This window comes from Streptomyces phaeolivaceus, assembly GCF_009184865.1.
GTDB lineage: Bacteria > Actinomycetota > Actinomycetes > Streptomycetales > Streptomycetaceae > Streptomyces > Streptomyces phaeolivaceus.
The window spans coordinates 350,120-375,192 of sequence record NZ_CP045096.1 but is presented as its reverse complement, the minus strand read 5'-3'; the positions used below and the strand labels follow the sequence as shown (position 1 = coordinate 375,192).

Genomic DNA, 25,073 nt, shown 5'->3' with positions numbered 1-25,073 from the left:
ATTCTGCGTCAGGGGCCCCTAGTACGCGGCCGACAACGCGGCGAGGTGGGCCCGGCGGACCTCCGCGGTCTGACCCTGGACCAGGAGGAACAGGGCCTCGCGGGCCAGGCGTTGGGCACGGTCGTCCAGGCCGAGGGCCCGGCCGCCGCCCGCGACGACCGCGGCCGTCGTCGCCGTGCGCATCAGGTCGAACGCCTTCGTCTTGAGGGCCAGCCGCTCCGCCATGTGCTCGTGGGGCGCGGGATGGTCGGCGAGGGCGTACGCCTGGCGCCGGACCTTGTCCAGCCGCAGCCGCAGCCCCTTGGTCGTGGGGTCGTCCTGGTCCAGCAGGGCGAGGGCCGACTCGGCGACCCCGAACACCGCCGGTGAGGCGTTCGTGGGCTTGGGGCGGTCGCTCGCGGCCCAGGACTCGTACGGCGCGTGCAGGGCCACCGCGTCGTCCGGGATCCACAGCCCGTCGAGCTGCAGCGAGACCGTACGGGCGGCGGTGAGCGCCGCGAGCCGCATGGGCGCGGAGGCCTTCAGCCCCGACTGCTGTTTGGCCTCGGTGAACGCGAACACCACCTCGTCCGCGTCCGTCACCCCGGCCAGCAGCATCACGTCGTTGAGCCCCCACCCGGTGTACCAGGGAACCGTCCCGTGGAACCGCCACCCGCCCCGCTTCGGCACCGCCCGCACCGGCACCCGCGGATACCGGCGCAGATGCGCGTACGCCACCCCGGACAGCAGCTCGCCCGAGGCCAGCTTCCCCAACAGGCCTTCGCGGGCCGGTAGTTCGCTCTTCATCAGGGTCAGTACGGGGGTGTAGTGCTGGGTCTGCACGAACCAGGTGGAGCAGCAGGCCCCCGCCAGGATCTCGGCGGTCTCCCGGGCCACCGAGTTGGGCGCGCCCGACCCGCCGTACGCCACCGGCGCGCTCACCCCGAGCAGCCCCGACCGTTTGATCGCCTCGATGCTGCTCGCGGGCACCCCCTCCTGGTCGACGCGCTCCGCCTGAGGTGCCAGCACCTCGGTGGCGAGTCTGCGCGCCTGGACGACGAGAGGGTGTGGTGACGTGGTCATGGGGTGATTCTCCCCGGCCCGGACCCCGAAGATCACATCTTTGGGGCCGGAGGATCACATCTTCTCCACGGGCGGGACGGGGTGTGACCTGCGCCACGTCGGCCTGCTGTGAGGTCGTGGGCCGGAACCGGTCAGCCCGCTGCGCTTGCATAGGAGCCGCAGGGGCCGCACCCCGGCGGCTCCACGAGCGACGGTTCGCTCCACCCCCCACCGGGCCGCTCGGCCCCGTGATCGGCCCGCGACGGACCTGACCTGGTGTCATACGGGTTGACTGGTCTACACCCTTGACTGGTACATACCAACGCGGTTGAGTGTGCCCACCACCCCCCACCATGGCCGCCCCCACGCCGTGGCCGGCTCCGCCGGCGCGTGCGCGCGAGGTTCAGTCCAGTCATGCCCTTCGGGCCCTTGCCCGGGTGCGGCCGTGCTCCACGAAGGAGTTGGTCCCGTGTCGAGGCGCCGTATCGCCGCCGTACTGACCGCGCTGGTCATCGGCGGTTCCACCCCTCTGCTGCTGCCCGCCCAGAGCGCGTCCGCCGCCCCCTGTTCGAGCTATCCGAACTGGGTGGCCGGAAGGTCCTACGTCACCGGCAACATCGTGCGCTACACCGACGGCAAGGCGTACATCGCCGAGCACGACAACCCGGGCTACGACCCCACCATCAGCACCTGGTACTGGGAGCCGTACGCCTGCGAGAACGGCCCCACCAACCCCTCCGGGTTCGTGGTGAGCGAGGCGCAGTTCAACCAGATGTTCCCGAGCCGGAACTCGTTCTACACGTACAGCGGGCTGCGGGCGGCCATGAGCGCCTACCCGGCGTTCGCCACCACCGGCAGTGACACGATCAAGAAGCAGGAGGCCGCCGCCTTCCTCGCCAACGTCAACCACGAGACCGGCGGGCTCGTCCACATCGTCGAGCAGAACACCGCCAACTACCCCACCTACTGCGACTGGAGCCAGTCCTACGGCTGCCCGGCCGGACAGGCGGCCTACTACGGGCGCGGCCCCATCCAGCTCAGCTGGAACTTCAACTACAAGGCGGCCGGTGACGCGCTCGGCCTGAACCTGCTGGGCAACCCCTGGCTGGTGCAGAACGACGCGGCCGTCGCCTGGAAGACCGCCTTGTGGTACTGGAACACCCAGAAGGGTCCCGGCACCATGACCGGCCACAACGCGATGGTCAACAGCGCCGGATTCGGACACACGATCCGCAGCATCAACGGCTCGCTGGAGTGCGACGGCAAGAACCCGGCACAGGTGCAGAGCCGGGTGAGCGCCTACCAGCGGTTCGTCCAGATACTCGGCACCTCGGCGGGCGGCAACCTCTACTGCTGACGCGAACTCGTCCATCCCTCCGTAGCTTCCGGAGGGTGCCGCGCCCGGCGCGTGCGAGACTGCGGCGGTGAACTCGGAGACGACCGCCGTGAACGCCGTGACCACCGCGAGCGCGGCGGGTACCTGGACACTGGGTGATCTGCCCGTCAACCGTGTCGGCTTCGGCGCGATGCGGCTGACGGGCAGCGCCGCCTTCCATCTCGGCACACCGAGGGGCCGCGAGGGGGCGATCGCGGTGCTGCGGCGCGCGATCGAGCTGGGCGTCAACCACATCGACACGGCCGCCTTCTACTTCTCCTCCCTGCGCTCCGCCAACGAACTGATCAACAGCGCGCTCGGCGGGCCCTACCCGGACGGCCTGGTCCTCGTCGCCAAGGTCGGACCGCACCGCGAGTACTCGGGGGAGTGGGGCACGGCCGCCCGCCCCGACCAGCTGCGCGGCCAGGTCGAGGAGAACCTGCGGCAGCTGGGCCGCGACCACCTCGACGTCGTCAATCTGCGCCGGATGCGGCAGGACTCCATCGCCGAGCACTTCGGCGCGCTGGCCGAGCTTCGGGAGGCCGGGCTCGTCCGCCACCTCGGGATCTCGGGCGTCGAGCCCCGGCACCTCGCCGAGGCCCGAGCGATCGCGCCGGTCGTCTGCGTCCAGAACCGGTTCGCCCTGGGGGTACCCGAACCCGCCGCCGACGAGGTGCCGCGCCTCTGCGGTGAACTGGGCATCGCCTTCGTCCCGTTCTACGCGATCGCCGGCGACGCCGGCCCCGAGGGCGCGACCACCGCCCACGACGACGCCCTGCTCGCCGTCGCCCGCGCCCATGACGCCACCCCCGCGCAGATCCGGCTCGCCTGGACCCTCCACCAGGGCCCGCACGTCCTCGCCATCCCGGGGACGGGGAATCCCGACCATCTGGCCGAGAACATCGCCGCGGGCGCGCTGCGGCTCACGGCGGAGGAGATGGCCCGGCTGGACGCCGCACACCGGGGCGAGGCGTCGGGGCAAAGCGGCACCAACGGGTTCATATAGGCTGCCTGTTCTGTCCCTGCCGTTCGTCACCACCCGGGAGAGTCACCCGTGAGCGTAGCCACCGCCCACTCCGCATCGGCCGTACCGCCCGCCGACGGGACGCCCGTCACACCGGAGGCCACCGGGGGGATTCCGTCGCAGGACGAAGGCTTCTGGGTCGAGCCGGGCACCGCCGCGGAACCGGCACAGCCCTCCGTCGACGACACCCCCATCGATGACACCCCCATCGACACCGTTGACGTCGTGGACGAGCAAGTCGCCCGTGACGCCCGGGAGTTCGGCGTGTACGCGCGCACCGGCGGCTGGGCGTTCGCGTTGAAGGTGGCGCGGAGCGTGCGGCCCGGCGGGGAGACGGCGGGGGAGACGCCGAAGGTGTCGGCGAAACAGTTCGCCGAGCTGGCCGGGTGCTCGCCGGAGCGGGTCATGCGGTACTACAAGGCGTGGGACAGGGCGGCCGACGACGGCATGGTCCCGCACTTCGAGGCGCTGGCACCCGGCGAGGAGATCGACCTCCCCGACTCGGACGTCTGGCTGACCTACTACAGCTCCCGGTCCAGCGCGACCTCCGACCGGGGCACCGCGATCACGGCGGCGGCCGAGGCCGAGGGCATCCGCCCGACCAAGGCGCTGGAGGTCGCCGAGAACCCCACCGCGCTGCGCGCCGCGATCCTCGCCGACCCCTCCACCGCGCAGGCGGCCCGCACCGCGCTCCTCGACCGCCTCAAGGAGGACCCCTCCCTCCAGGCCGGGCTGGCCCGTGACATCGCCCGCACCGACGAGCTGAAGAAGGCCGTCGCCAACGAGACCCAGGCGGCCAGCCGGATCGGCTACGTCCGGCAGATCGTCGAGAACGGGCAGGTCAAGACCCCGGCCGGGCAGGTCATCGACGCCACCGCCGAACTGCGCGCCGAGGCCGAGCGCCACCTGTCCCTCATCGACGAGCTGAACGACGACGAGGACACCGGCGAGTGGGCGACGGAGGCGTACGACACCGTCAAGGAACTCGTCGTCCAGACCGTGCAGGCCGACCCCGAGCTGCGGGTCCAGGAGCGCCGGACGAAGTTCTACAGCAGCCTGCAGAAGGCCACGAAGGTCTTCGAGGAGCTGACCCTCGACGACGCCGTCGACCTCGACGCCATCTACGAGGACGACATGCTCCAGCGCCTGGAGGAACTCCAGGAGGCCCTCAACACCTGCATCGCCGCCCTGCGCAAGGCGTCCCCGGGGGAGTGACCCCGGGCGAGTGACCCGGGGCTCCGGCCCACCCCACCGACCGGGGTGGGCCGGAGCCCCGGACCGGAGACGGAAACGCCATTTGCCGTCCGGCGCGTGTTACGTATAACCTCCCGGGAACCCCGAGCGACCCGAGCCACCCGAGAGGCCCCGATGAGACGCATTGCCCTGGTCGCCCTCGTGGTCGACGACTACGACGAGGCGATCCGCTTCTACACGGAGGCGCTCGGCTTCACGCTCGCCGAGGACGAGTCGAGGCCCGACGGCAGCCGCTGGGTCGTCGTCGAGCCGGGGAGCGGGGGACCGGGGAGCGCGGCACCGGGCGGCGGACTGCTGCTCGCGCGGGCCAAGAACGACGCGCAGCGCGCCCGGGTCGGTGACCAGACCGGGGGACGCGTCGGGTTCTTCCTGCACACCGACGACTTCGCCCGCGACCACGCCCGCATGCGGGCCGCCGGCGTCAGGTTCCTGGAGGAGCCGCGCCATGAGCCGTACGGCTCGGTCGCCGTCTTCGAGGACCTGTACGGCAACCGCTGGGACCTCCTCCAGCCCGCCACCGGCTGAACCCCACCTCACGACCCACCCCGTCGCACCACCTGCCGAGGAACGAACGCCATGTCTGCTACGCGCATAGACGCCGAAGTGATCCGCCGTCTCCCCAAGGCCGTCCTGCACGACCACCTCGACGGCGGTCTGCGCCCCGCCACGCTGGTGGAACTGGCGGCGGAGGTCGGTCACACCCTCCCGGAGACCGACCCGGAGGCACTGGCCGCCTGGTTCTACGAGGCCGCCAACTCCGGTGACCTGGTGCGTTACATAGCCACCTTCGAGCACACCCTCGCCGTGATGCAGACCCGCGAGGGCCTGCTGCGCACCGCCGAGGAGTATGTGCTCGACCTGGCCGCCGACGGCGTCGTCTACGGCGAGGTGCGCTACGCGCCCGAGCTGAACACCCGGGGCGGGCTCACCATGAGCGAGGTCGTCGAGACCGTGCAGGAGGGGCTGGCCGCCGGTATGGCCAAGGCCGCGGCCCAGGGCACGCCCGTCCGCGTGGGCACGCTGCTCTGCGGGATGCGGATGTTCGACCGGGTCCGTGAGGCCGCCGACCTGGCCGTGGCCTTCCGGGACGCCGGGGTCGTCGGCTTCGACATCGCGGGCGCCGAGGACGGCTTCCCGCCCGCCGACCACCTGGCCGCCTTCGAGCACCTGCGCGCCGAGAGCGTGCCCTTCACCATCCACGCCGGCGAGGCCCACGGGCTGCCCAGCATCCACCAGGCCCTCCAGGTCTGCGGTGCCCAGCGCATCGGGCACGGCGTCCGGATCACCGAGGACATCGTCGACGGCAAGCTCGGCCGTCTCGCCTCCTGGGTCCGCGACCGCCGTATCGCCCTGGAGATGTGCCCCACCTCCAACCTCCAGACCGGCGCGGCCACCTCCATCGCCGAGCACCCGATCACGACGCTGAGGGACCTCGGCTTCCGCGTCACCCTCAACACGGACAACCGTCTCGTCTCGGGCACCACCATGACCCGCGAGATGACCCTGCTCGTGGAGGAGGCCGGCTGGACCGTCGACGAGCTGCGCACGGTCACCGTCAACGCCCTCAAGAGCGCCTTCCTCCCCTTCGACGAGCGCAACGCCCTCATCGAGGACGTGGTCCTGCCCGGCTACGCGTCGGCGTCCTCGCGCTGACCCCGCACCAGCCCCCGTACGTAGGCCGCCTGGCCGACATGCTGGAGATCGTCGGCCAGGACACTGATCAGGCGTACGCCGAGGGTGACGGCCGGGGTCCATCGCTCGTCCACGATCCGGTCGAGGTCGTCGGCGCCGAGGCCGTGCACGAACCCCAGAGTCCGTTCGTGCACGGCGTCGAAGTAGCCGGTGAGCAGGTCGCCCGAGTCCACCCGTACCTTCGCCACCTGCGCCGGACCGTGCCCGTAGCCCGTGTCGCGGGACGGCAGCGTGAGCCCGAACCGCTTCTCCCAGCCCTGGGACAGCCAGACCTGGTCCAGCCCGGAGGCGTCGGCCACATGGTCGTCCTGGACCCGGGTCAGATGCCAGACCAGCCAGGCGACGGAATTGGCGTCGGGGGCGGGACGGGCGTGGAGGTCCGCCGGGGACAGTCCGTCCACGGCGGCGTGGACCTCCTCCTTGATCCGGCCGTACGCGTCGCCGAGAACGTCCTTCGCATCCATAGCCATACGTCCACCATCGGGCACGGGGGCCGTGCCCGCACCGCCCCCGTCCCCGCCCCGTCTCGCAGCGCCGGTCCCCCGATCCGGCGCTGCGGGGTTCTTGTCGGCTTCCGGCGGCGCCCTTGGTGCCGATGTGGAAGATCTTGAGGTCGAGGTGCCGTTGTCGGTGACCTTCCACCGCACGGGCGTGTTCCGGGCCCGCAGCGCCGGTGGGTGAGCGGTGGTCGGTCAGTGGAGTTTGTTGACGGCGGTGGTCGTCGTCTTCTTGAAGGCCTTGACGGGCGCGTCCTTGAAGCCGCCCATCTGCCCCCAGTCCACGACGGTCACGGTCCGGCCGTCCCGGCCCACGGACAGGAGCCGGATGTCCACGGCCCCCCAGGACGTGACGGTGGCGACCCCGTGGACGCGGGCGCCCTCCTCGACAGGCAGCGTCCCGAGGTCCCGGTACTCGGCCTCGACGTCCGGGTCGGAGGAGTCGCTCACACAGTTCTTGAAGTCCTTGTTCAGCCGCGTGGCGAGCGCCTTGGCCCTGCCGGCGCTGCCGGTGACGACGACCAGCTGGCGGGCACCGGTGTCCAGGTCCGTCCGGAAGGAGCGGTGGTTGATGTCGTAGGCCAGGAGCGCGTCGCCCAGGCAGTACCGCAACTCCTCCGGAACACCGTCCTCGATCTTGCCGGCGGTCCAGGAGGACGACGGGTGCGGCGGGAGCTCGGACGCCGACAGGTACTTCGGCCCGCCGCTCGCCTCCGCGGCGGCGGCCGGGACGGCGCCGGCGGCGAGCGCGGAGCCCGCGGTGAGGCCCGCCACGACGAGTGCGGTCAGGGTGCGGGCTCGGGTGTGCCTGGGCATGGCTGTCCCCCGTGAACGAGTACGTGAGATGCGTACATGGATGAGATGAGTGAGAGGTGCTGCTTCGCCGCCGACGCCGGATGGTCCGTCCGGTCCTGGTCGGTGCGCCACCCAGAGCATCGGCCGTCACCGGGCGTGAGCGCGACGGCCGACGCCCGGCCCTCGGCCATGGAACCATCCCAGCCCTTCTGACGTGCATGTATAGGGAGTGCCCGGGATGCCGTCCCGGGACGGGGAGGACGTGGAGAACAGTGTCGGCAGCACCGGACGACGTGCGCGAGTTCGCGGCGGCGCTCACGCGCATCAAGGAACGCACGGACCGCAGTTACGGGCAGCTGGCCCGCCGCCTGAACATGAACACCTCGACACTGCACCGCTACTGCGCGGGGGACACCGTCCCGCTCGACTTCGCGCCCGTCGAACGCTTCGCCGCGCTCTGCGGGGCGACACCGGAGGAGCGGCTCGAACTCCACCGGCTCTGGCTGCCGGCGGTGGCGGCCCGGCAGCGGGCGCGGACGGGCGGGGGAGCGGCGAGCGGCCCCACGGCACCGGAACCGGCAGGGCCGGCAGAGTCGGGTGAGGAGGCGGAGCCGGTCGAGGAGGTCGAGCCTGTGGGGTCCGCCGCGCCCACCGAGCCGACCGAGCCCGCCGAGTCCGCCGAGTCTCCTGAGTCGGTCCAGGCCATCGACCTCACCACGCCCACCGCTTCTGTCGGCCCCGACGATGTGCCCGAGTCGGTGCCCTCGGCCCGTCGCCCCTGGCACCGTCGTAGGCGCACGCTCGTCAGCGCGGCCGTCGTCGCGGTGCTCGTCGCGACGCTGGGGAGCCTCACCGTGCTGCCGTCCGGCGGGTCCCCGGGGGACGGCGACGCTCAGGGTGGTGAGCCGGCCCCGTCCCGTACGACCTCGGGAGCCCAGCGTCCCTCGACCGGGCCCACGAGCCCGTCCCCCTCGCCGGACACCAGCGGCGGCACGAAGAGCCCTTCGCCCACGCCCACCCCGACCTCCAGCGCCGAGCCAGAGGACGACCCCACGAAGGGCGACGACACGAGGGCGACCCGGCCCCCGGCCACCGGTGTGCCCCTCACCTGGACGGCGAACTCCCAGCTCTGGGCGCTCGGCTGCGGGCACGACTACGTGGTCGCCAAGCCGCCGAAGGAGGTGCCCCCGCCGCCCGCGCCGCAGGACGCGGGCGTCTGGGCCGCGACCCAGCAGGGCGTGCACGGCCGCAACACGATCGTGGAGATCACGGTGCAGGGGCGGAAGTCCACCGCCGTCGTCCTCACGGCGCTGCGGGTGCGCGTCGTCGGCCGCGCGGCCCCCGCCAAGGGCAACTCCTACGCCATGGACCAGGGCTGCGGAGGCAGGGTCAGCCCCCGGTACTTCGACGTGGACCTGGACAAGGACCGGCCGATCGCCCGCCCGGTCGACGGCGCCGACCTGGACGTACGGATCCCGGCCGTGCGGCTTCCGTACCAGGTGTCCGCCGACGACCCGGAGGTGCTGATGATCTCCGCCGAGACAGAGACCTGTGACTGCGGCTGGTATCTGGAGCTGGAGTGGTCCTCCGAGGGCCGCACCGGCACGGTCCGGATCGACGACGCGGGCCGCCCGTTCCGCACGACCGCGATCAAGGGCCTGCCGCGCTACGGGTACGACACCCTGAACCGCCGCTGGTCCTCCCTCAGCGACTGACCTCGGAGCACCCGGCCGGCGGATCGAGCAGCCCCATCAGGGCGCGGGCCGCCGGGCTGGTTGCCTGCGGGGGCGGCAGCAGGGCGACCGTCTCGTACATGGTCTCGCCGGTGCCCTTGACGGCGAGCGAGGTGAGGGACTCGCGTTTGTGCCGGAAGTGGCGGGGGACGACGGCGACGCCGAGGTTCTCGTCGACGAGTTCGAGGAGGCTGTGCACGTCGTTGACCTCCAGGGCGACGGCCCGGCGGACACCGGCCGCGGCGAAGACCGCGTCGGTGGCGCGGCGCGGGCCCCAGTCCGGGTGGAAGTCGACGAAGACCTCGCCGCCCAGTTCCTCCGGGGTCACGGCGGCGCCGGCCGCCGCCAGCCGATGGCTCGGGTGGCACAGCACGGTCATCGGCTCGCTGGACAGCGGGACGACGCGCAGCTGATCGGTGTCCTCCTGTGCCGTCCGTACGGCGAACGCCAGATCGAGCCGCCCGCTCGCGACCTCCTCGGCGAGGGCGCCCGAGCCCGCCTGCCGCAGACAGATCTCCACATCGGGGTGCCGCCGCCGGAACGCCGCCAGCAGCCCCGCCACATGCAGGCCGGCCACACACTGCTCCGACCCGAGCGCGAGCATCCCGCGCAGCACGCCCTGCACGGCGGCCACCGCCTCCCGGGCCGACCGCACCTGCGCGAGGATCCGCTCCGCCTCGGTCAGCAGCGCCCGCCCGGCCGGGGTGAGCATCACCCTGCGGGTCGTCCGTACGAACAGCGGGGTCTGCAGCTCGCGCTCCAGGGCCCGGACGGAGGCCGACAGACCCGACTGGGAGACCAGCAGCCGTTCGGCGGCCCGGGTGAAGTGCTCCTCCTCGGCGACCGCGACGAAGTGCTGGAGATGGCGGAGTTCCATGACTGAGAAGCGTAGGCGCTGAATCCCATCGGATTCTTCTGTTGGACCAATGCCCCCAGGTCGCGAAAGAGTGGACACCGGTTCTCGGGGACCCTCGGTCCCACCGTGCCAACCTCTCTGGAGTCGCGTTGTACACCGCACACCCCGACCGCTACGCGGACATGCCCTACCGGCGCACCGGACGCAGCGGCCTGAAGCTTCCCGCGATCTCGCTCGGCCTGTGGCACAACTTCGGTCCGGCGGACCGGACCGTCGAGACCCAGCGGGCCATCCTGCGCCGCGCCTTCGACCTCGGCGTGACCCACTTCGACCTCGCCAACAACTACGGCCCGCCGCCCGGCTCCGCCGAGTCCGCCCTCGGCGAGGCGCTCAAGGCCGACTTCGCGCCGTACCGTGACGAGCTGGTCATCTCCACCAAGGCCGGCTATCTGATGTGGCCCGGCCCGTACGGCGAGTGGGGCTCCCGGAAGTATGTGCTCTCCTCGCTCGACCAGAGCCTGAAGCGCATGGGCCTCGATCACGTCGACATCTTCTACTCGCACCGCCCCGACCCGGAGACTCCGCTGGAGGAGACGATGGGCGCGCTGCACTCGGCGGTCCAGCAGGGCAAGGCGCTGTACGTCGGTGTCTCCAACTACTCCGCCGAGCAGACCCGCGAGGCCGCCCGCATCCTGGGCGACCTGGGCACCCCGCTCCTCATCCATCAGCCGCGCTACTCGATGCTCGACCGGCGCCCCGAGAGCGAGGGCCTGCTCGACGCCCTCGACGAACTCCAGGTCGGCTCCATCGTCTTCTCCCCGCTGGAGCAGGGCCTGCTGACCTCCCGCTACCTCGACGGCATCCCGGAGGGCTCCCGCGCGGCGAGCGACAGCCCGTTCCTGAACTCCGACGCCGTCACCGAGGACCTGGTCGGCAGGCTGCGCGCGCTGGACGAGGTCGCCAAGGCCCGGAGCCAGACCCTGGCCCAGCTCGCCCTGGCCTGGACGCTCCGCGGCGGCCGGGTCACCTCCGCGCTCGTCGGCGCGAGCAGTGCGCGGCAGATCGAGGACAGTGTGGGCGCCGTCGACAACCTCGACTTCGAGGCGGACGAGCTGGCCCGCATCGACGCGATCATCGAGGGCAAGGGGTAGCTTTCTCGTCCGGCTTCGGGTTGCCCGCGGTCCGGTGGGGGCTTCTCGCGCAGTTCCCCGCGCCCTGAAAGACACAGGCCGCGGGGAACTGCGCGACCAGCCCCCACCGGACCCGCACCCGCTTTCGAACCGCACGCGTTGAACACTCCGCCGAGCGCACACGTATGAGAGGAGAAACCCCCGCTCAGCGGGCCCTTCGCATCGTTTCAGCCAATCGCGCGCTCGCATATGCCAGGAGACTGGCTGAATTGGCATGGTGACAGAGGGTCAGGAGTGTCGATACTCGACTGACAGGGCGATTGAGTCATGAACGAACGCGCACCCGTGCGCGCTCTTCATGTCGCTGTGCGTGACTTTCAGGTCGCCGGATGTGCACGACCAGCAAATCTGTGAGGCGAGAGCGAGTCCGCGTGCGATCGGGGGAGTGAAGCGTGCACGACGAATTCCTGTGCCATGTCACCGCGTACGGCTGGTGCGACGGCCGGCGCGTCGGTGTGCCCCTCGGTACCTATCGCGCCCCCACGTTGGCGCTGGCGCTGTGGTGGATGCGCGACCGCGCGTTATGGATCGCCGAACGCCTCGATCCACGGCCCGAGAACCCCAACTTCCCCCCGAACGCGGTCGTTCCGGTCGCCGACACCGTGCCGGACGTACCGAGCCAGCTGCGCGCCTGGACCACCGACGACGGCCAACAGGACCTGGTCGCCGAGGAGTTGGCCGCCGGAAACCTGGTCCGGATCGCCACCAACGACGACACCACGGAGTACGAACTGCTCGCGGAGTCCGTCGACGCCGTACGGATGCAGCGCATCGCCCAGAGAATCGCCGCCCCCGCCGCCTGAGCCCGCCGCCGCGGGCGACACCTCGGTCGGCCGCCTCGGCCGACCGCCTGAGGCGGCCTCCCGAAGCGGGCGGGCGCGCATATCCGGGCGTATCGGTAGAATTTTCCCCATGGCAGAGCGGTCGATCGCACCGACTGCGCCCGAACTCGTGCTGGAGACCGAGTCGGGCTCCACCGTGATGACCCCGTCCCACGCCTACCACGTGGGACGCGACCCGCTCAGCGACGTCGTTCTCGACGACGACCGGGTCTCCTGGCACCACGCGGTGCTGCGGGCGGCGGAGGGCCACTGGACCATCGAGGACGAGGACAGCACCAACGGCACCTACGCCGACGGTCACCGCGTCCACGAGTGGGACGTCGGCCCCGGCACCGTCATCCACTTCGGCAGCCTCCCCGACGGCCCCCGGGCCGTGCTCACCGGCCACGCCCCCGAGCGGCCCTCCGGCATCCTCCGCCCCGCCTCCACCGGCACCTTCCGGCAGCCCACCAGTGTCCGCCCGCTGCCCGAGCGGACCGTCCGCATCGGCCGCGCCGCCGACAACGACCTCGTCATCGACGACCTCGTCGTCTCCCGCCGGCATGCCGAGCTACGGGCACGGCCCGAGGGCACGTACGAGATCGTCGACCTCGGCAGCCACAACGGCACCTTCCTCAACGGCACGCCCGTCGACCGGGCGCCGGTCACTCCCGGTGACATCGTCGGCATCGGCCACTCCGCGTTCTGCCTGGTCGGCGACGAGCTCCAGGAGTACGTCGACACCGGCGAGGTCTCCCTCGATGTCCAGGAACTCACCGTCGCCGTCGACCGCGGCCGGAAGACACTCCTGGACGGGGTGTCGTTTCCGGTCGGCGAGAAATGCCTGCTCGCCGTCGTCGGCCCGAGCGGCGCCGGCAAGTCCACCCTCCTGAACGCCCTCACCGGACAGCGCCCCGCCGACAGCGGCACGGTCCTCTACGACGGCCGCGACCTCTACCGCGACTACGCCGAACTGCGCCAGCGCATCGGTCTGGTCCCGCAGGACGACATCCTGCACGCCCAACTGACCGTCCGCAGGGCGCTCGCCTACGCCGCCGAACTCCGCTTCCCGCAGGACACCGCGAAGGCCGAGCGACAGGCCCGGGTCGACGAGGTGATCCGTGAACTGGGCCTCGAACAGCGCGCGGGCCAGCCCATCCACAGCCTCTCCGGCGGCCAGCGCAAACGGGTCAGCGTCGCCCTGGAACTGCTGACGAAACCCTCGCTGCTGTTCCTGGACGAGCCGACCTCCGGGCTCGACCCCGGCATGGACCGCTCGGTGATGCACATGCTGCGCGGCCTCGCCGACGACGGCCGTACCGTCATCGTCGTCACCCACAGCGTCCTCAGCCTCGATGTCTGCGACCGTCTCCTCGTCCTCGCGCCCGGCGGCAAGGTCGCCTACTACGGGCCGCCGGACGACACCCTCGCCTTCTTCGGGTTCGAGCAGTGGCCGGAGGCCTTCGAGGCGTTCGAACGGGACCGGGAGCGGGACTGGGCGGGGGAGTACCGCGACTCGCCGTTCCGGCGGCAGTACGTCACCGCCGCCATGGAACAGCCGTACCTGCCCGACCCGGAACCGGTCGCCGCGGCACCGCCACCGCCCAAACCGCAGAGCTGGGGCGCCCAACTGGGCACCCTGGTCCGCCGGTACACGGCCGCGCTGAGCGCCGACCGCACCTTCCTCGCCATCATGATCGCGCTGCCGTTCGTGATGGGCGCGATGGCCAGGGCGCTCGCGGGCAGCACCCTGGACCGCGAGACCGCCATGAACGCGCTGCTCATCCTGTGCGTCGGCGGTGTGCTCACGGGCGCGGCGAACGCCGTGCGCGAACTGGTCAAGGAACGGGTGGTCTACCAGCGCGAACGGGCCGTGGGGCTGTCCAGATCCGCGTATCTGATGTCCAAGGTCGTCGTCCTCGGCACCGTCACGATCCTCCAGGCGGTCGTCCTCACCCTGGTCGCCCTGCTCGGCGTCGACCTCAACGCCCCCGGTGGCGAAGGCGTGTTGCTGCCGCCCCTGGTCGAGATCACGGTCGCCGTCGCGCTGCTCGCGTTCACCGCGATGATGCTCGGCCTGGTCGTCTCCGCGCTGGTCCGCAAGGAGGAGGTCACCATGCCGCTGCTGGTGCTCCTCGCCATCGTCCAGGTGGTGTTCTGCGGAGCCCTGCTGGATGTGCGCGGCACGATCGTCCTCGAACAGCTGGCGTGGCTGGTGCCGTCGCGGTGGGCGTTCGCCGCGATGGCCGGCACCATCGACCTCGAAGAGATCGTCCCCGACACCTCGGACCCGCTGTTCGCGCACTCGGCGGGCGTCTGGCTGCTCGACATGGGGATGCTCGTCGTCCTCTCGCTGCTCTGCGGCTGTCTCGTCGCCCGGCTGCTGCGCCGCCGCGAACCCGCGGTGATGCGGAAGTAGCCGCGATGACGACCCCCGAGTTCCTCCCCACCCATGTCGTCCCGCCGGGCGGCCTGTCCGCGTGGGACGCCCCCGATCCGTCGCGGCCCACCGTGGCCCTCGACGCGCTGCTGCCGGTCCAGCTCCTGGGGCGGCGCGGTGACTGGGGCCATGTCCTGTGCGCCAACGGGTGGTCCGCCTGGGTCGACGGCCGACTCCTCGTCGCCGTACCGCAGGACCCGCCCGCCGCCGGAGCGGACGCCGCCCGTACGGCCGACCCGCGCCCGCTGCTCGCCCGCGCCGAGGAGGCCCTCACCCGCTACCGCACCGAGGCGGAGGCGCTGGCCGCCGGGCACCGGGACGGGGAGGCTTTCCGTGAGCGGACGAAGGGGCTGCGGATCGGCGTCGTCGTCGACGGCGAGTCGCTGTGGCTGTTCGACGCCGCGCACGAGCGATGGGTGTACTGCGACGGGGCCCGGCTGAGCACGTTCGCCGTGGCCGAGAAACCCCACGAGACACCGGCCGCCCCACAGGTACCGCCGGCCGGGGCGCCGACCCCGACCCCGACCCCGACCCCGGCCCCGGAACCGGCGCCGACCCCGGAGCCGACCCGTGTCGTCCAGGAACCCGAGCACGCACCGGCCGAACACCCGCCGACCGAGCGGCGGCCCGCCCCGCGCGGGCCGAGTGACGGCGAACCCACGCGTCTCGTCCCGCCGGTGACCCGTGATGAGTGACACCCAGCCGTACGCGGGGCGCCCCTCGGAGCTGGTCGGGCGGCAGATCGCGGACTACCGCATCGAACGCGAGATCGGCCGCGGCGGTATGGCCGTCGTCTACCAGGCCCTGGACCTACGGCTGGAACGGACCGTCGCGCTGAAGCTGCTCGCCCCGGAACTGGCCCGCAACGACACCTTCCGGCGCCGCTTCACCCATGAGTCACGGGTGGCCGCCGCCATCGACCATCCGCACATCGTGCCCGTCTTCGAGGCGGGCGAGACGGACGGCGTCCTCTACATCGCCATGCGGTACGTCGCCGGCAGCGATCTGCGTCATCTCCTGGACCGGGAGGGCCCGTTGCCGATCATGACGGCCACCCGGATCGCCGCCCAGGTCGCCTCCGCGCTCGACGCCGCGCACGACCACGGGCTGGTGCACCGAGACGTCAAGCCCGGCAACATCCTGGTCGCGCAGGGCACCGACAGCGACCATCCCGAGCACGTCTATCTCACCGACTTCGGTCTGACGAAGAAGTCGCTGTCGCTCACCGGGTTCACCAGCGTCGGCCAGTTCGTGGGCACACTCGACTACGTGGCTCCGGAACAGATCTCGGGCAAGCCCGTCGACGGCCGCTGCGACGTCTACAGCCTCGCCTGCGTCGTCCACGAGACCCTCGCCGGCCGGCCCCCGTTCCAACGGGACGACGACATGGCCCTGTTGTGGGCCCATCAGTACGACGAGCCGCCCCCGCTGACCGGCGGACGGCCCGACCTGCCACCGGCGGTGGACCAGGTCATGGCGACGGCGCTGGCCAAGTCCCCGGACGACCGGTACGACTCCTGTCTCTCCTTCGTGGCCGCGCTCAGGGCGGCGGACACGGCACGCGGCTTCCCGCCGGGGCACGCGCCGACCTGGGCCGTCCCGCCGAAGGCGTCCGGACCGCCCGAGGCACCGCCCGAGCCGCCGCCTTGGGCCGAGCCCGTCTTCATCAGGCCCGGCCCGTACCCCGGTTGACGTCGAGCCGCTCCACATGGGCCACGTTCTCCCGGTCCTCGGCGTCCTGACCGGCCTCGGCCGCGAACCAGGCGTCCAGGATCTCCTTGAGCTGCGGCTCGGAGGTCAGCCGCAGCCCGATCGCCAGCACGTTGGCGTCGTTCCAGCGGCGGGCGCCGTCCGCCGTGTACGCGTCCGTGCACAGCGCGGCCCGTACGCCGGGCACCTTGTTCGCGGCGATCGACGCGCCCGTGCCCGTCCAGCAGCACACCACCGCCTGGTCCGAGGCCCCGGAGGCGACCTCGCGCGCCGCCGCCTCCGAGCACACCGCCCACCGGGCGTCGTCCCCGGGGCGCAGCGCGCCGTACGTCACTACTTCGTGGCCCCGGCCGCGCAACTCCGTGAGGAGGAAGCGGGCGACGGGCTCGTCCATGTCCGAGGAGACGGAGATCCGCATGCCCCCGAGGCTACCCGGCACGCGACATCCGGCATTCGGCATCCGGCCGGTGGCTACGGGCGCGGCCAGGTCTTGCCGTGCAGCCGCTCGATGCTCGTGTTGAAGCGTTCGAGACAGTCCGCGAACCCGGTGATGTCGTCGTCGGACCAGCCCTCCAGCACCTGGCTGAGGCTGCGGACGTTGCCCTCCCGCTCCTCGTCCAGCCGGCGCTCGCCCTCCTCGGTGATACGGAACTTCCGCGCCACCCCGCCCTCCGGGGCGAGGATGTGCTCGACCAGCCCGGCGCGCAGCGCGGCGGCGGTCTGCCGGCGCAGGGTGGAGGCGTCCAGACCGAAGGCCTCGCTCAGCTCGCTGATGGACATCGGCCCCTCGACACGGATGCGACTGAGGAGGATGTACGCGCTGCGCTCCAGCGCGGAGTCCTTGCGGCGCCCCTTGCTCTGGCTCAGATGCTGGTAGCGCCCGAGCAGCATGTTCTCGTACTCGACCCGGCGCGTCGGCTCTTCCACGGTCGCCTACCTCCTCGTTGCGGACACGGCCAGGGCGATCTTTCCATCCCGGCGGGCCCGCCCCGCCGGACCAGGCAGCGTACCCGTGATGTGCATCATGCGCGAGACATGCATCATGCATGATGCATGTATGCTGCACGCCAGGTGCATGACGTATGCCCTGTCGCCGGTTTCATCGCACCAAGGATTCCTTGACGGCCAACCCCCCGCCCGCCATCCGCCCGGATGGTGTCATCGCGACGCTGGCGCTCGCCGGCATCGTCGCCGCGGTCACGCAGACGCTGGTGACACCGCTGCTCACCGACCTGCCCACGATCCTCGACACCGGCGCGGCGAACGCCACCTGGGTGATCACCGCGACGCTGCTCACGGGCGCGGTCTTCGGCCCCGTCGGCGGACGCCTCGGCGACCTCTACGGCAAGCGCCGGATGTCCTCAGGCCAACCCTACAGAGAGAGGAGAGGGTCATCCGTTTATACGAGGGGGCGGACGGTGAGGGACCAGGGGCCGTCGGAGCGGGCGTAGATGAGACAGGGGCCGGTGAGCGCGGCCTCGCCCTGCCAGGGGCCGACGTGATTGGCCAGCTCGTCGAGGAAACCGGTGCCGTCCGGCTCGAAGGTGTCCACGAGGAAGTAACCGCCGTCGTCGGACCGGGGATCGCCCTCGTACCGGAGCGTCGCGATCGCGGGGCCGCCGGTGTGGCGCAGCACGTCCGAGGCCGGGCGCCGCGTGGGGCCCTCGCAGGACAGCGCGCTCGACACCGGGCGGACGTCGACCGTCCACGGTCCGTCCGCCTGGACGCGCAGCGCCCGCACCGGCCGGTCGTCGGCGTTCACCAGGGCACGGCACGAGAAGGGACCGTCGGTGTAGACGAGTTGGCTCTGCGAGTGCAGCCGTCCGTCGAGTGCGTCCACCACGAAGTGCCCGGTCCCCGGGTGGACGATGTCGAGGATCACCGGCCCCGTGCCCGTGGTCAGCCGGCCGACCTCGTCACCGTCTCCGCCGAGCCGCTGGAGCGCCGGGCCGCCGGCGGTGAGCAACGGGGGTGCCTGCCGGGGCGGCTCGTCGCTCTTGTCGACGCCGAACTCCCGCACCATATCCGGCCGTTGCTTGGCGCGGTCGCGCTGGAACCACTTCATCGGGTGCCCCCCTGGTGACGTCTGCGCACAGTATTGGGCGTCCCGGTCCTCGCGTATACAACATGGACCCGCACTTCCGTGGCCACCCTTGTGACCTGCGAGGTTGTGTCGTTCATCATTGTTTGCGGGGTGTACGGAACTGGTGGGTATCGTCCCCGTCCCGACCGGGCATGGTGAGGGGGGCGGAACGGCCGCCCGAGCCGTCCCGAGGGGATGTGGTCCACGCGTGGGGCGCACGTGTGGCACGTGAAGAGGGGGAGCCATGGCACTGCCGGTCGTGTCCGATGACGTTCTGCCGCAGCCGATGCTGGGTCCGTTGACACCCGCCGCGGTCTTTCTGGTCGTCACCGTCGCCCCGGGCGGCGAGCCGACGGCCCGTGAGGTGCTGGCCGGACTCGCCGGGTTGGAGAGGGCGGTGGGCTTCTCCAGCCCCGAAGGCGCCCTGGGCTGTGTGGCCGGGATCGGCGCGGAGGCCTGGGACCGACTCTTCGGCGCGCCCCGGCCCGCCGCGCTGCACCCCTTCCGGGAGTTGGAGGGGCCCCGGCACCGGGCCGTGTCCACACCGGGCGATCTGCTCTTCCACATCCGCGCGACGCGCGTCGACCTGTGTTTCGCGCTGGCCGCCGAGATCATGCGGCAACTGCGCGGCGCGGCCACCCTGGAGGACGAGGTCCAGGCCTTCGCGTACTTCGACTCCCGCAACCTCCTCGGCTTCGTCGACGGCACCGAGAACCCGGTCGGACGCGTCGCCGCCGACACGGTCCTCGTCGGCGACGAGGACCCCGACTTCCGGGGCGGCAGCTATGTGCTCGTGCAGAAGTACCTGCACGACGTGGACTCCTGGGAGGAACTCGCCGTCGAGGCGCAGGAAAAGGTCATCGGCCGGACCAAACTGACCAATCTGGAGCTGGACGTGGAGGGTTCGCACGTCGACGTCAACACCCTCGTCGGCCCGGACGGCGGCGAGCAGCGCATACTGCGCGCCGCCATGCCCTTCGGCAGGCCCGGACAGGGCGAGTTCGGTACGTACTTCATCGCCTACGCCCGCGACCCCGAGGTCCCCGAGACCATGCTGCGGAAGATGTTCCTCGGCGAACCGCCGGCCGGCCACGATCCGATCCTGGACTTCTCCCGGGCCGTGACCGGAACCATGTTCTTCGTGCCGTCGGCGGACTTCCTGCGTACGATCCCGGCCCGGCGCCCGCCGGTCTGACCCGGACCGACCCCGTTGTGGCGGAGGCCGGTCCGTCAGTACGCGTCCTCGCCCTCGACGAACGTCCGCACCACCTCGATGTCCCCGATCCGCGACACGTCCACCCGGCGGGGATCGTCGCCCAGCACCACGAGGTCGGCCCGCCTGCCGGGGGTGAGGCTGCCCGCGTCGGTCTCCCAGTGGCAGGCGCGGGCGGCCTCGACGGTGTACGCGCGCAGCGCCTCGTCGACGGTGAGCGTCTCGGCGGGGCCGATGAGGCGGCCGGACTCCGAGGCCCGCTCCACCATGAACTGGATCGCCCGCAGCGGGGCGCCGTTCGCCACCGGCCGGTCCGAACTGCCGGCGACCCGGACGCCGTGGTCGAGGAAGCCCCGGCCCCGGTAGAGCCAGCCCGCCCGGTCCTCGCCCATGATCGTGGCGTAGTCGTCGCCGTAGTAGCGCAGGAAGCTCGGCTGGATGACGACGGTCACGCCGAGCGCGGCAAGCCGCGGCAGCTGGTCGGGCCGGACCAGGCCGGCGTGCTCGACGCGATGGCGGGCCTCCGGGCGGGGGCTCAGCTTCTGCGCCTTCTCCAGCGCGTCCAGGGCGACATCGAGGGCCCGGTCGCCGATCGCGTGCACGGCGAGCTGCCAGCCCGCGAGATGGCCCTCGACGATCGTGCTCTCCAGCACCTCGGGCTCGTCCGCCAGCTGACCGGAGCCACCGGTTCCTTGGGCGCCGTCGGCGCCCGGATAGGGGCTGGTGAGGGCCGCCGTACGGGCCATCATGCCGCCGTCGGTGAAGACCTTGAGCGCGCCGAGGGAGAGCGGGCCCTCCCCGAAGCCGGTGCGCAGCCCGAGGTCGATCGCCCGGCTCGTGGTGTCCTCGGCGTCCGCGCCCACCGGCCGCAGCGCGTCGGCGGCCACCATCAGCCGTACCCGCAGCGGCAGTCGGCCCGACTCCTGGGCTAGCTGGTACGCGGCGCCCTCGATGGGGCTGTGCCCGAGAAGCCGAACTCGTCGGCCGTGTCCTCGCGCCCGAGGGCGGCGCCGAGGAGGGCCGGCTGCCGGGCGAGCTGACCAACGTCGCCCTGGGCCTCCTCGTCCTGCTCGGCACCCCGCTGCTGCTGTGGCTGGGGCACCTGCTGAGCAAGCCCCTGGAACGGCGCAGCGAGACCGAGCGGGAACGCGCCGCGCGGGCCTCCGGTGTCGCCGCCGACCTGGTCGCCGGACTACGTGTCCTCAAGGGCATCGGCGCCGAGACGGCGGCCGTCGCCCGCTACCGGCGCGTCAGCCAGGACTCCCTGGCCGCGACCCTGCGCGCCGCCCGCGCCGAGGCCTGGCAGAACGGCGTGGTCACCATCCTCACCGGCGCGTTCATCGCGGTGGTCGCCCTCGTCGGCGGACATCTCGCCGCGCGCGGCGACATCGGCCTCGGCGAACTCGTCTCCTCCGTCGGCCTCGCCCTGTTCATCGTCGGCCCGCTCGGCGAGTTCGCCTGGATCAACGCCGAACTGGCGCAGGGCCGCGCCTCCGCCGCCCGCATCGCGGAGGTGCTGGACGCCCCCGGTGACGTGTCCGAGGCACCCTCCGCCGACCCCGTCGCGATCGGCGGCGTCGAGGGACGGCTCACCCTCCGCGCCCTCACCCACGGCACCCTGCGCGGCCTCGACCTCGACATCGCCCCCGGCGAGACCGTCGGCGTCGCCACCACCGACCCCGCCGACGCCGCCGCCCTGCTGCGCTGCCTCGGCCGCCGCGTCGACCCCGACGAGGGCGCCGTCGAACTGGACGGCACCGCGCTGACCGCGCTCGGCCTCACCGACGTACGCGCGGCGATCCTCGTCGCCGAGCACGACGCCGACCTGTTCGAGGGCACGGTCCTGGACAACGTCACGGCGGCGACCGGCGCCCCCGCGTCCCCGGCAACCGGGGCCGTACCGGCCGTAGTCACCGCCGCCATGGCCGCCTCCGGCACGGACGAGGTCGCCCGCGCGCTCCCCGACGGCGTCGACACCCCCGTCACCGCGCGCGGCCGTTCGCTCTCCGGCGGACAGCGGCAACGCGTCGCCCTGGCCCGCGCCCTGGCCGCCGACGCGCCGGTCCTCGTCGTGCACGAGCCCGCCACCGCCGTCGACGCCGTCACCGAGAGCCGTATCGCCGCCGGGATCAGGGACGTCCGCGGCGGACGCACCACACTCCTGGTGACCAACAGCCCGGCCCTGCTCGCCGTCACCGACCGGGCCGTCCTCCTCCACGACGGCCGGGTCACCGCGACCGGCGACCACGAGCGCCTCGTCGACGAGTGCGCCGACTACCGTACGGCGGTTCTGACATGACCGAGCGACCCGACGCCGACACCACGGTCGAGGCCGCACCCCGTGGCGGCGACCGCCCCGGACCCGAACTGCTGCCCGTCGCCACCCCGGCCCGCACCCGGGCGGCGGTCGCCGAGCTGCTGCGCCCGCAGCGGCGGCCGGCGCTGTCCGCCTTCGTCGTGATGGTGGGCTCCACCGCCGTGGGCCTGCTGGTGCAGCCCCTGCTGGGCCGGATCGTCGACCTGGCCGCCGACCGGGGCTCCGCCGACACCATCACGGTCACCGCCGCCCTGCTGGTGGCCGTCGCCGTGGTCCAGGGCGTCACCGCCGGATTCGGTCTCTCGCAGATGGCCAGGCTGGGCGAGACGACCCTCGCCCGACTCCGTGAACGCTTCGTCGACCGCGCCCTGGCCCTCCCGCTGGAGCGGGTCGAGAAGGCCGGCGCCGGCGACCTGACCGCCAGGGTCACCGCCGACGTCTCCCTCATCGCCGACGCCGTCCGCAACGCGCTGCCCGCGCTGTGCCACTCCCTGCTCACCATCTTCCTGACACTCGGCGCCATGGCCCTGCTCGACTGGCGTTTCCTGCTGGCCACGCTGCTCGCGGTCCCCGTGCAGATCGCCACCGCGCGCTGGTACGTCGCCCGCGCCATCCCGCTCTACGCCGAACAGCGGGTCGCCGCGGGCGCCCAGCAGCAGCAGATGCTGGACACCATCGGCGGCAGCTCCACCGTCCGGTCGTTCCGCCTCGGCGAGGAGCACACCGAGCGGGTCACCGACCGCTCCTGGTCCGTGGTGGCGCTGACCATGCGGGGCGTACGGCTGGTCATCGGCTTCTACAGCCGACTGCACATCGCCGAGTACATCGGGCTGGCCGCCGTCCTCGTCACCGGCTACTGGCTGGTCCGCGACGGCTCCGCCAGCATCGGTACGACGACCGCCGCCGCCCTGTACTTCCACGGTCTGTTCGGTCCCGTCAACGCGGCTCTCGCCCTCCTCGACGACGCCCAGTCGGCCACCGCGGGCCTCGCCCGGCTGGTCGGTGTCACGGACGAGCCGGTGCCCCCGGTCCCGGAGCACACCGTCCGGGCCGGCGGCGTCGACGTCACCGTCCGAGGCCTCGGCCACGCCTACCGCACCGGCCACCCCGTCCTGCACGACATCGACCTGACGGTCCGGCACGGCGAACGCGTGGCCCTCGTCGGCGCCAGCGGAGCCGGCAAGACCACCCTGGCCAAGCTGGTCGCGGGCATCCAGCCGCCCACCACCGGCGACGTCCTGGTGGGCGGGATCCCGCCCACCGAACTCGGCTCCGCCGCCTCCCGCACGATCGCCCTGATCACCCAGGAGACCCACGTCTTCGCGGGCCCCCTCGCCGACGATCTGCGGCTCGCCCGGCCCGACGCCACCGACGACGAACTGCGTGCCGCGCTCGACCGCGTGGACGCCCTCGGCTGGGCGGAGGCCCTGCCCGACGGGCTCGCCACGGTCGTCGGCGACGGCGGCCACCGCCTCAGCGGCGAGCGGACCCAGGCCCTGGCGCTGGCCCGGCTGATCCTCGCCGACCCGCCCCTGGTGATCCTCGACGAGGCCACCGCCGAGGCGGGCAGCGCCGGGGCGCGGACGCTGGAGAAGGCCGTCGCCCGCGCCATGGACGGCCGGACCGCGCTGATCGTCGCCCATCGCCTCAGCCAGGCCGCCACCGCCGACCGGGTGGTCGTGATGGAGGCCGGCCGGGTCGTCGAGAGCGGCACCCACGACGAACTCCGCGCCGCGCGGGGCCCCTACGCCGCCCTCTGGTCGGCCTGGTCGGACGCCCGCGACACCGACCCCCGGCCGGCCCCCGAGCCCCCCACACGTATCGCTCCACAGGAACCCGAACCGAAGGACCTCTGATGTTCCGCTCCCGTAGAGCGCCGCGGCTCGCCGTCGTGCTCGCCTCCGCCACCCTGCTCCTCGCCACCGCGTGCGGCGGCGGCTCCACCTCGAACGACGACTCCGACGCGTCGGACACCGGCACCAAGGCGAGCACCTCCTCCGGCGAGTCCGCCTTCCCGGTCTCCCTCGACCACAAGTACGGCAGCACCACCATCGAGGCCGAGCCCGAGCGGATCGTCACGGTCGGCCTCACCGACCAGGACGCGGTCCTCGCCCTCGGCAAGGTCCCCGTCGGCACCACCGAATGGCTCGGTGGCTACAAGGGCGCCATCGGCCCCTGGGCCGCGGACAAGCTCGGCTCCGCCGCGGCCCCGACCGTCCTCAAGGACACCGGCACCGGCCCGCAGGTGGAGAAGATCGCCGCCCTCCAGCCCGATCTGATCCTCGCGGTGTACGGCGGACTCACCAAGGAGCAGTACGAGTCGCTGTCCAAGTTCGCGCCCGTGGTCGCCCAGCCGAAGGCGTACAGCGACTACGGCGTGCCGTGGCAGGAGCAGACCGAGACCATCGGCAAGGCGCTCGGCAAGGAGAAGGAGGCGACCGAGGCGGTCGCCGACACCGAGGCGAAGATCAAGGCCGTCGCCGACGAGCACCCCGAGTTCAAGGGCGCCACGGCCGTCATGGCCACCCCGTACGAGGGCATGTTCGTCTACGGCAGCGAGGACGTCCGCTCGCGCATCCTGACCGGCCTCGGCTTCTCCCTGCCGGCCGACCTGGACAAGGCGATCGGTGACCAGTTCGGCGCCAACATCAGCAAGGAGCGCACCGACCTGCTCGACCAGGACGCCATCGTGTGGATCGTCGCGGACCCGGTCAGGGACGCCGCGAAGCTGCACAAGGACGCCTCGTACAAGGACGTGGGTGTCGTGAAGGAGGGCCGCGAGGTCTTCGTCAACGAGTCCAGCGACTACGGCAACGCCACGTCCTTCGTCTCGGTCCTCAGCCTGCCGTACGTGGTCGAGCGGCTGGCCCCGCAGCTGGCGGCGGCCGTCGACGGCGAGACGGACACCAAGGTGGAGCAGCCCGCGTCCTGACGCGGGCGGGCGGGGTACGGGAAGGCGTGCGGTCTGAGCCGGGTCGCGGGAATATTAAGGTAAGGGTTACCTAATTCACGGGGTGCTCGCTCTACGGTTA

At 72.2% G+C, this 25,073-nt stretch carries 21 protein-coding genes and 3 pseudogenes; 16 read left to right on the top strand and 8 right to left on the bottom strand.

What is annotated here, in order from left to right:
• Positions 1-18: 18 nt before the first annotated feature.
• The gene (locus F9278_RS02090) at positions 19-1,062 is read right to left on the bottom strand and encodes an acyl-CoA dehydrogenase family protein (protein ID WP_152166720.1); all 1,044 of its coding nucleotides are present in this window, start codon (positions 1,060-1,062) and stop codon (positions 19-21) included.
• A 448-nt stretch (positions 1,063-1,510) separates the two neighbouring features.
• Between F9278_RS02090 and F9278_RS02085 the strand changes: the two genes are divergently transcribed.
• The 5 genes from F9278_RS02085 (at position 1,511) to F9278_RS02065 (ending at position 6,347) form a co-directional block, all read left to right on the top strand.
• Positions 1,511-2,398, top strand: a complete 888-nt coding sequence (locus F9278_RS02085; RefSeq protein ID WP_152166719.1) for a glycoside hydrolase family 19 protein — start codon at positions 1,511-1,513, stop codon at positions 2,396-2,398.
• Between the two features lie 67 nt (positions 2,399-2,465).
• A complete protein-coding gene (locus tag F9278_RS02080; protein WP_152166718.1) occupies positions 2,466-3,422 on the top strand; it encodes an aldo/keto reductase in 957 nt (318 codons plus the stop codon).
• A 48-nt stretch (positions 3,423-3,470) separates the two neighbouring features.
• Positions 3,471-4,655 carry a hypothetical protein gene (locus F9278_RS02075; protein ID WP_152166717.1) on the top strand — a complete coding sequence of 395 codons (1,185 nt, stop codon included), beginning with the start codon at positions 3,471-3,473 and terminating at the stop codon, positions 4,653-4,655.
• Positions 4,656-4,808: 153 nt separating this feature from the next.
• Complete coding sequence (locus F9278_RS02070; protein WP_152166716.1) at positions 4,809-5,219, top strand: VOC family protein; 411 nt, start codon at positions 4,809-4,811, stop codon at positions 5,217-5,219.
• A 51-nt stretch (positions 5,220-5,270) separates the two neighbouring features.
• The gene (locus F9278_RS02065) at positions 5,271-6,347 is read left to right on the top strand and encodes an adenosine deaminase (RefSeq protein WP_152166715.1); all 1,077 of its coding nucleotides are present in this window, start codon (positions 5,271-5,273) and stop codon (positions 6,345-6,347) included.
• Here F9278_RS02065 and F9278_RS02060 read toward each other — a convergent pair.
• Positions 6,323-6,850, bottom strand: a complete 528-nt coding sequence (locus F9278_RS02060) for a mycothiol transferase (protein WP_152173641.1) — start codon at positions 6,848-6,850, stop codon at positions 6,323-6,325. The two genes, F9278_RS02065 and F9278_RS02060, sit on opposite strands and share 25 nt — an antisense overlap.
• A 228-nt stretch (positions 6,851-7,078) precedes the next feature.
• Positions 7,079-7,699 (bottom strand): hypothetical protein, encoded by a 621-nt coding sequence (locus F9278_RS02055; protein ID WP_152166714.1) that lies wholly within the window; start codon positions 7,697-7,699, stop codon positions 7,079-7,081.
• Between the two features lie 251 nt (positions 7,700-7,950).
• Here F9278_RS02055 and F9278_RS02050 point away from each other — a divergent pair, with 251 nt between their 5' ends.
• Positions 7,951-9,393, top strand: coding sequence for a transcriptional regulator (locus F9278_RS02050; RefSeq protein ID WP_152166713.1), 1,443 nt, complete (start codon positions 7,951-7,953; stop codon positions 9,391-9,393).
• Here F9278_RS02050 and F9278_RS02045 read toward each other — a convergent pair.
• Positions 9,383-10,288 carry a LysR family transcriptional regulator gene (locus F9278_RS02045; RefSeq protein ID WP_152166712.1) on the bottom strand — a complete coding sequence of 302 codons (906 nt, stop codon included), beginning with the start codon at positions 10,286-10,288 and terminating at the stop codon, positions 9,383-9,385. The two genes, F9278_RS02050 and F9278_RS02045, sit on opposite strands and share 11 nt — an antisense overlap.
• Before the next feature lie 128 nt (positions 10,289-10,416).
• Between F9278_RS02045 and mgrA the strand changes: the two genes are divergently transcribed.
• From mgrA to F9278_RS02020, 5 genes are all read left to right on the top strand, one after another.
• Positions 10,417-11,418: an L-glyceraldehyde 3-phosphate reductase gene (mgrA, locus tag F9278_RS02040; RefSeq protein WP_152166711.1), complete on the top strand. Its 1,002-nt coding sequence runs from the start codon at positions 10,417-10,419 to the stop codon at positions 11,416-11,418.
• A gap of 431 nt (positions 11,419-11,849) precedes the next feature.
• Positions 11,850-12,260, top strand: coding sequence for a hypothetical protein (locus tag F9278_RS02035; protein ID WP_152166710.1), 411 nt, complete (start codon positions 11,850-11,852; stop codon positions 12,258-12,260).
• Positions 12,261-12,369: 109 nt separating this feature from the next.
• On the top strand, positions 12,370-14,697 hold the full coding sequence (locus F9278_RS02030; protein ID WP_152166709.1) for an FHA domain-containing protein: 2,328 nt from the start codon (positions 12,370-12,372) through the stop codon (positions 14,695-14,697).
• A gap of 5 nt (positions 14,698-14,702) precedes the next feature.
• A complete protein-coding gene (locus F9278_RS02025) occupies positions 14,703-15,413 on the top strand; it encodes an SH3 domain-containing protein (RefSeq protein WP_152166708.1) in 711 nt (236 codons plus the stop codon).
• The gene (locus F9278_RS02020) at positions 15,406-16,410 is read left to right on the top strand and encodes a serine/threonine-protein kinase (RefSeq protein WP_152166707.1); all 1,005 of its coding nucleotides are present in this window, start codon (positions 15,406-15,408) and stop codon (positions 16,408-16,410) included. Before F9278_RS02025 ends, F9278_RS02020 begins: the two co-directional genes overlap by 8 nt.
• On the opposite strand, the gene F9278_RS02015 is transcribed toward F9278_RS02020, so the two are convergent.
• Both F9278_RS02015 and F9278_RS02010 read right to left on the bottom strand, forming a co-directional pair.
• Complete coding sequence (locus F9278_RS02015; RefSeq protein WP_152166706.1) at positions 16,385-16,846, bottom strand: RpiB/LacA/LacB family sugar-phosphate isomerase; 462 nt, start codon at positions 16,844-16,846, stop codon at positions 16,385-16,387. The genes F9278_RS02020 and F9278_RS02015 overlap by 26 nt on opposite strands.
• Positions 16,847-16,899: 53 nt before the next feature.
• A complete protein-coding gene (locus F9278_RS02010; protein WP_152166705.1) occupies positions 16,900-17,355 on the bottom strand; it encodes a MarR family winged helix-turn-helix transcriptional regulator in 456 nt (151 codons plus the stop codon).
• A gap of 191 nt (positions 17,356-17,546) precedes the next feature.
• On the opposite strand from F9278_RS02010, the pseudogene F9278_RS02005 reads away from it, so the two are divergent.
• Positions 17,547-17,786, top strand: a pseudogene (locus F9278_RS02005) (MFS transporter); the annotation flags it as partial.
• A 41-nt stretch (positions 17,787-17,827) separates the two neighbouring features.
• On the opposite strand, the gene F9278_RS02000 reads toward F9278_RS02005, so the two are convergent.
• Positions 17,828-18,493 carry a hypothetical protein gene (locus tag F9278_RS02000; protein ID WP_152166704.1) on the bottom strand — a complete coding sequence of 222 codons (666 nt, stop codon included), beginning with the start codon at positions 18,491-18,493 and terminating at the stop codon, positions 17,828-17,830.
• A gap of 262 nt (positions 18,494-18,755) precedes the next feature.
• On the opposite strand from F9278_RS02000, the gene F9278_RS01995 reads away from it, so the two are divergent.
• A complete protein-coding gene (locus F9278_RS01995; RefSeq protein WP_152166703.1) occupies positions 18,756-19,706 on the top strand; it encodes a Dyp-type peroxidase in 951 nt (316 codons plus the stop codon).
• Positions 19,707-19,741: 35 nt separating this feature from the next.
• On the opposite strand, the pseudogene F9278_RS01990 reads toward F9278_RS01995, so the two are convergent.
• Positions 19,742-20,695 (bottom strand): annotated as a pseudogene (locus F9278_RS01990) (amidohydrolase); the annotation flags it as partial.
• 2 nt (positions 20,696-20,697) lie between these two features.
• Here F9278_RS01990 and F9278_RS01985 point away from each other — a divergent pair.
• The 3 genes and pseudogenes from F9278_RS01985 to F9278_RS01975 all read left to right on the top strand — a co-directional run.
• A pseudogene (locus F9278_RS01985) lies at positions 20,698-22,023 on the top strand (ATP-binding cassette domain-containing protein); the annotation flags it as partial.
• Complete coding sequence (locus F9278_RS01980; RefSeq protein WP_152166702.1) at positions 22,020-23,897, top strand: ABC transporter ATP-binding protein; 1,878 nt, start codon at positions 22,020-22,022, stop codon at positions 23,895-23,897. The pseudogene F9278_RS01985 and the gene F9278_RS01980, both read left to right, overlap by 4 nt.
• The gene (locus F9278_RS01975) at positions 23,897-24,973 is read left to right on the top strand and encodes an iron-siderophore ABC transporter substrate-binding protein (protein ID WP_152166701.1); all 1,077 of its coding nucleotides are present in this window, start codon (positions 23,897-23,899) and stop codon (positions 24,971-24,973) included. The genes F9278_RS01980 and F9278_RS01975 overlap by 1 nt, the downstream gene beginning before the upstream one ends.
• The last annotated feature ends 100 nt before the right edge of the window (positions 24,974-25,073 follow it).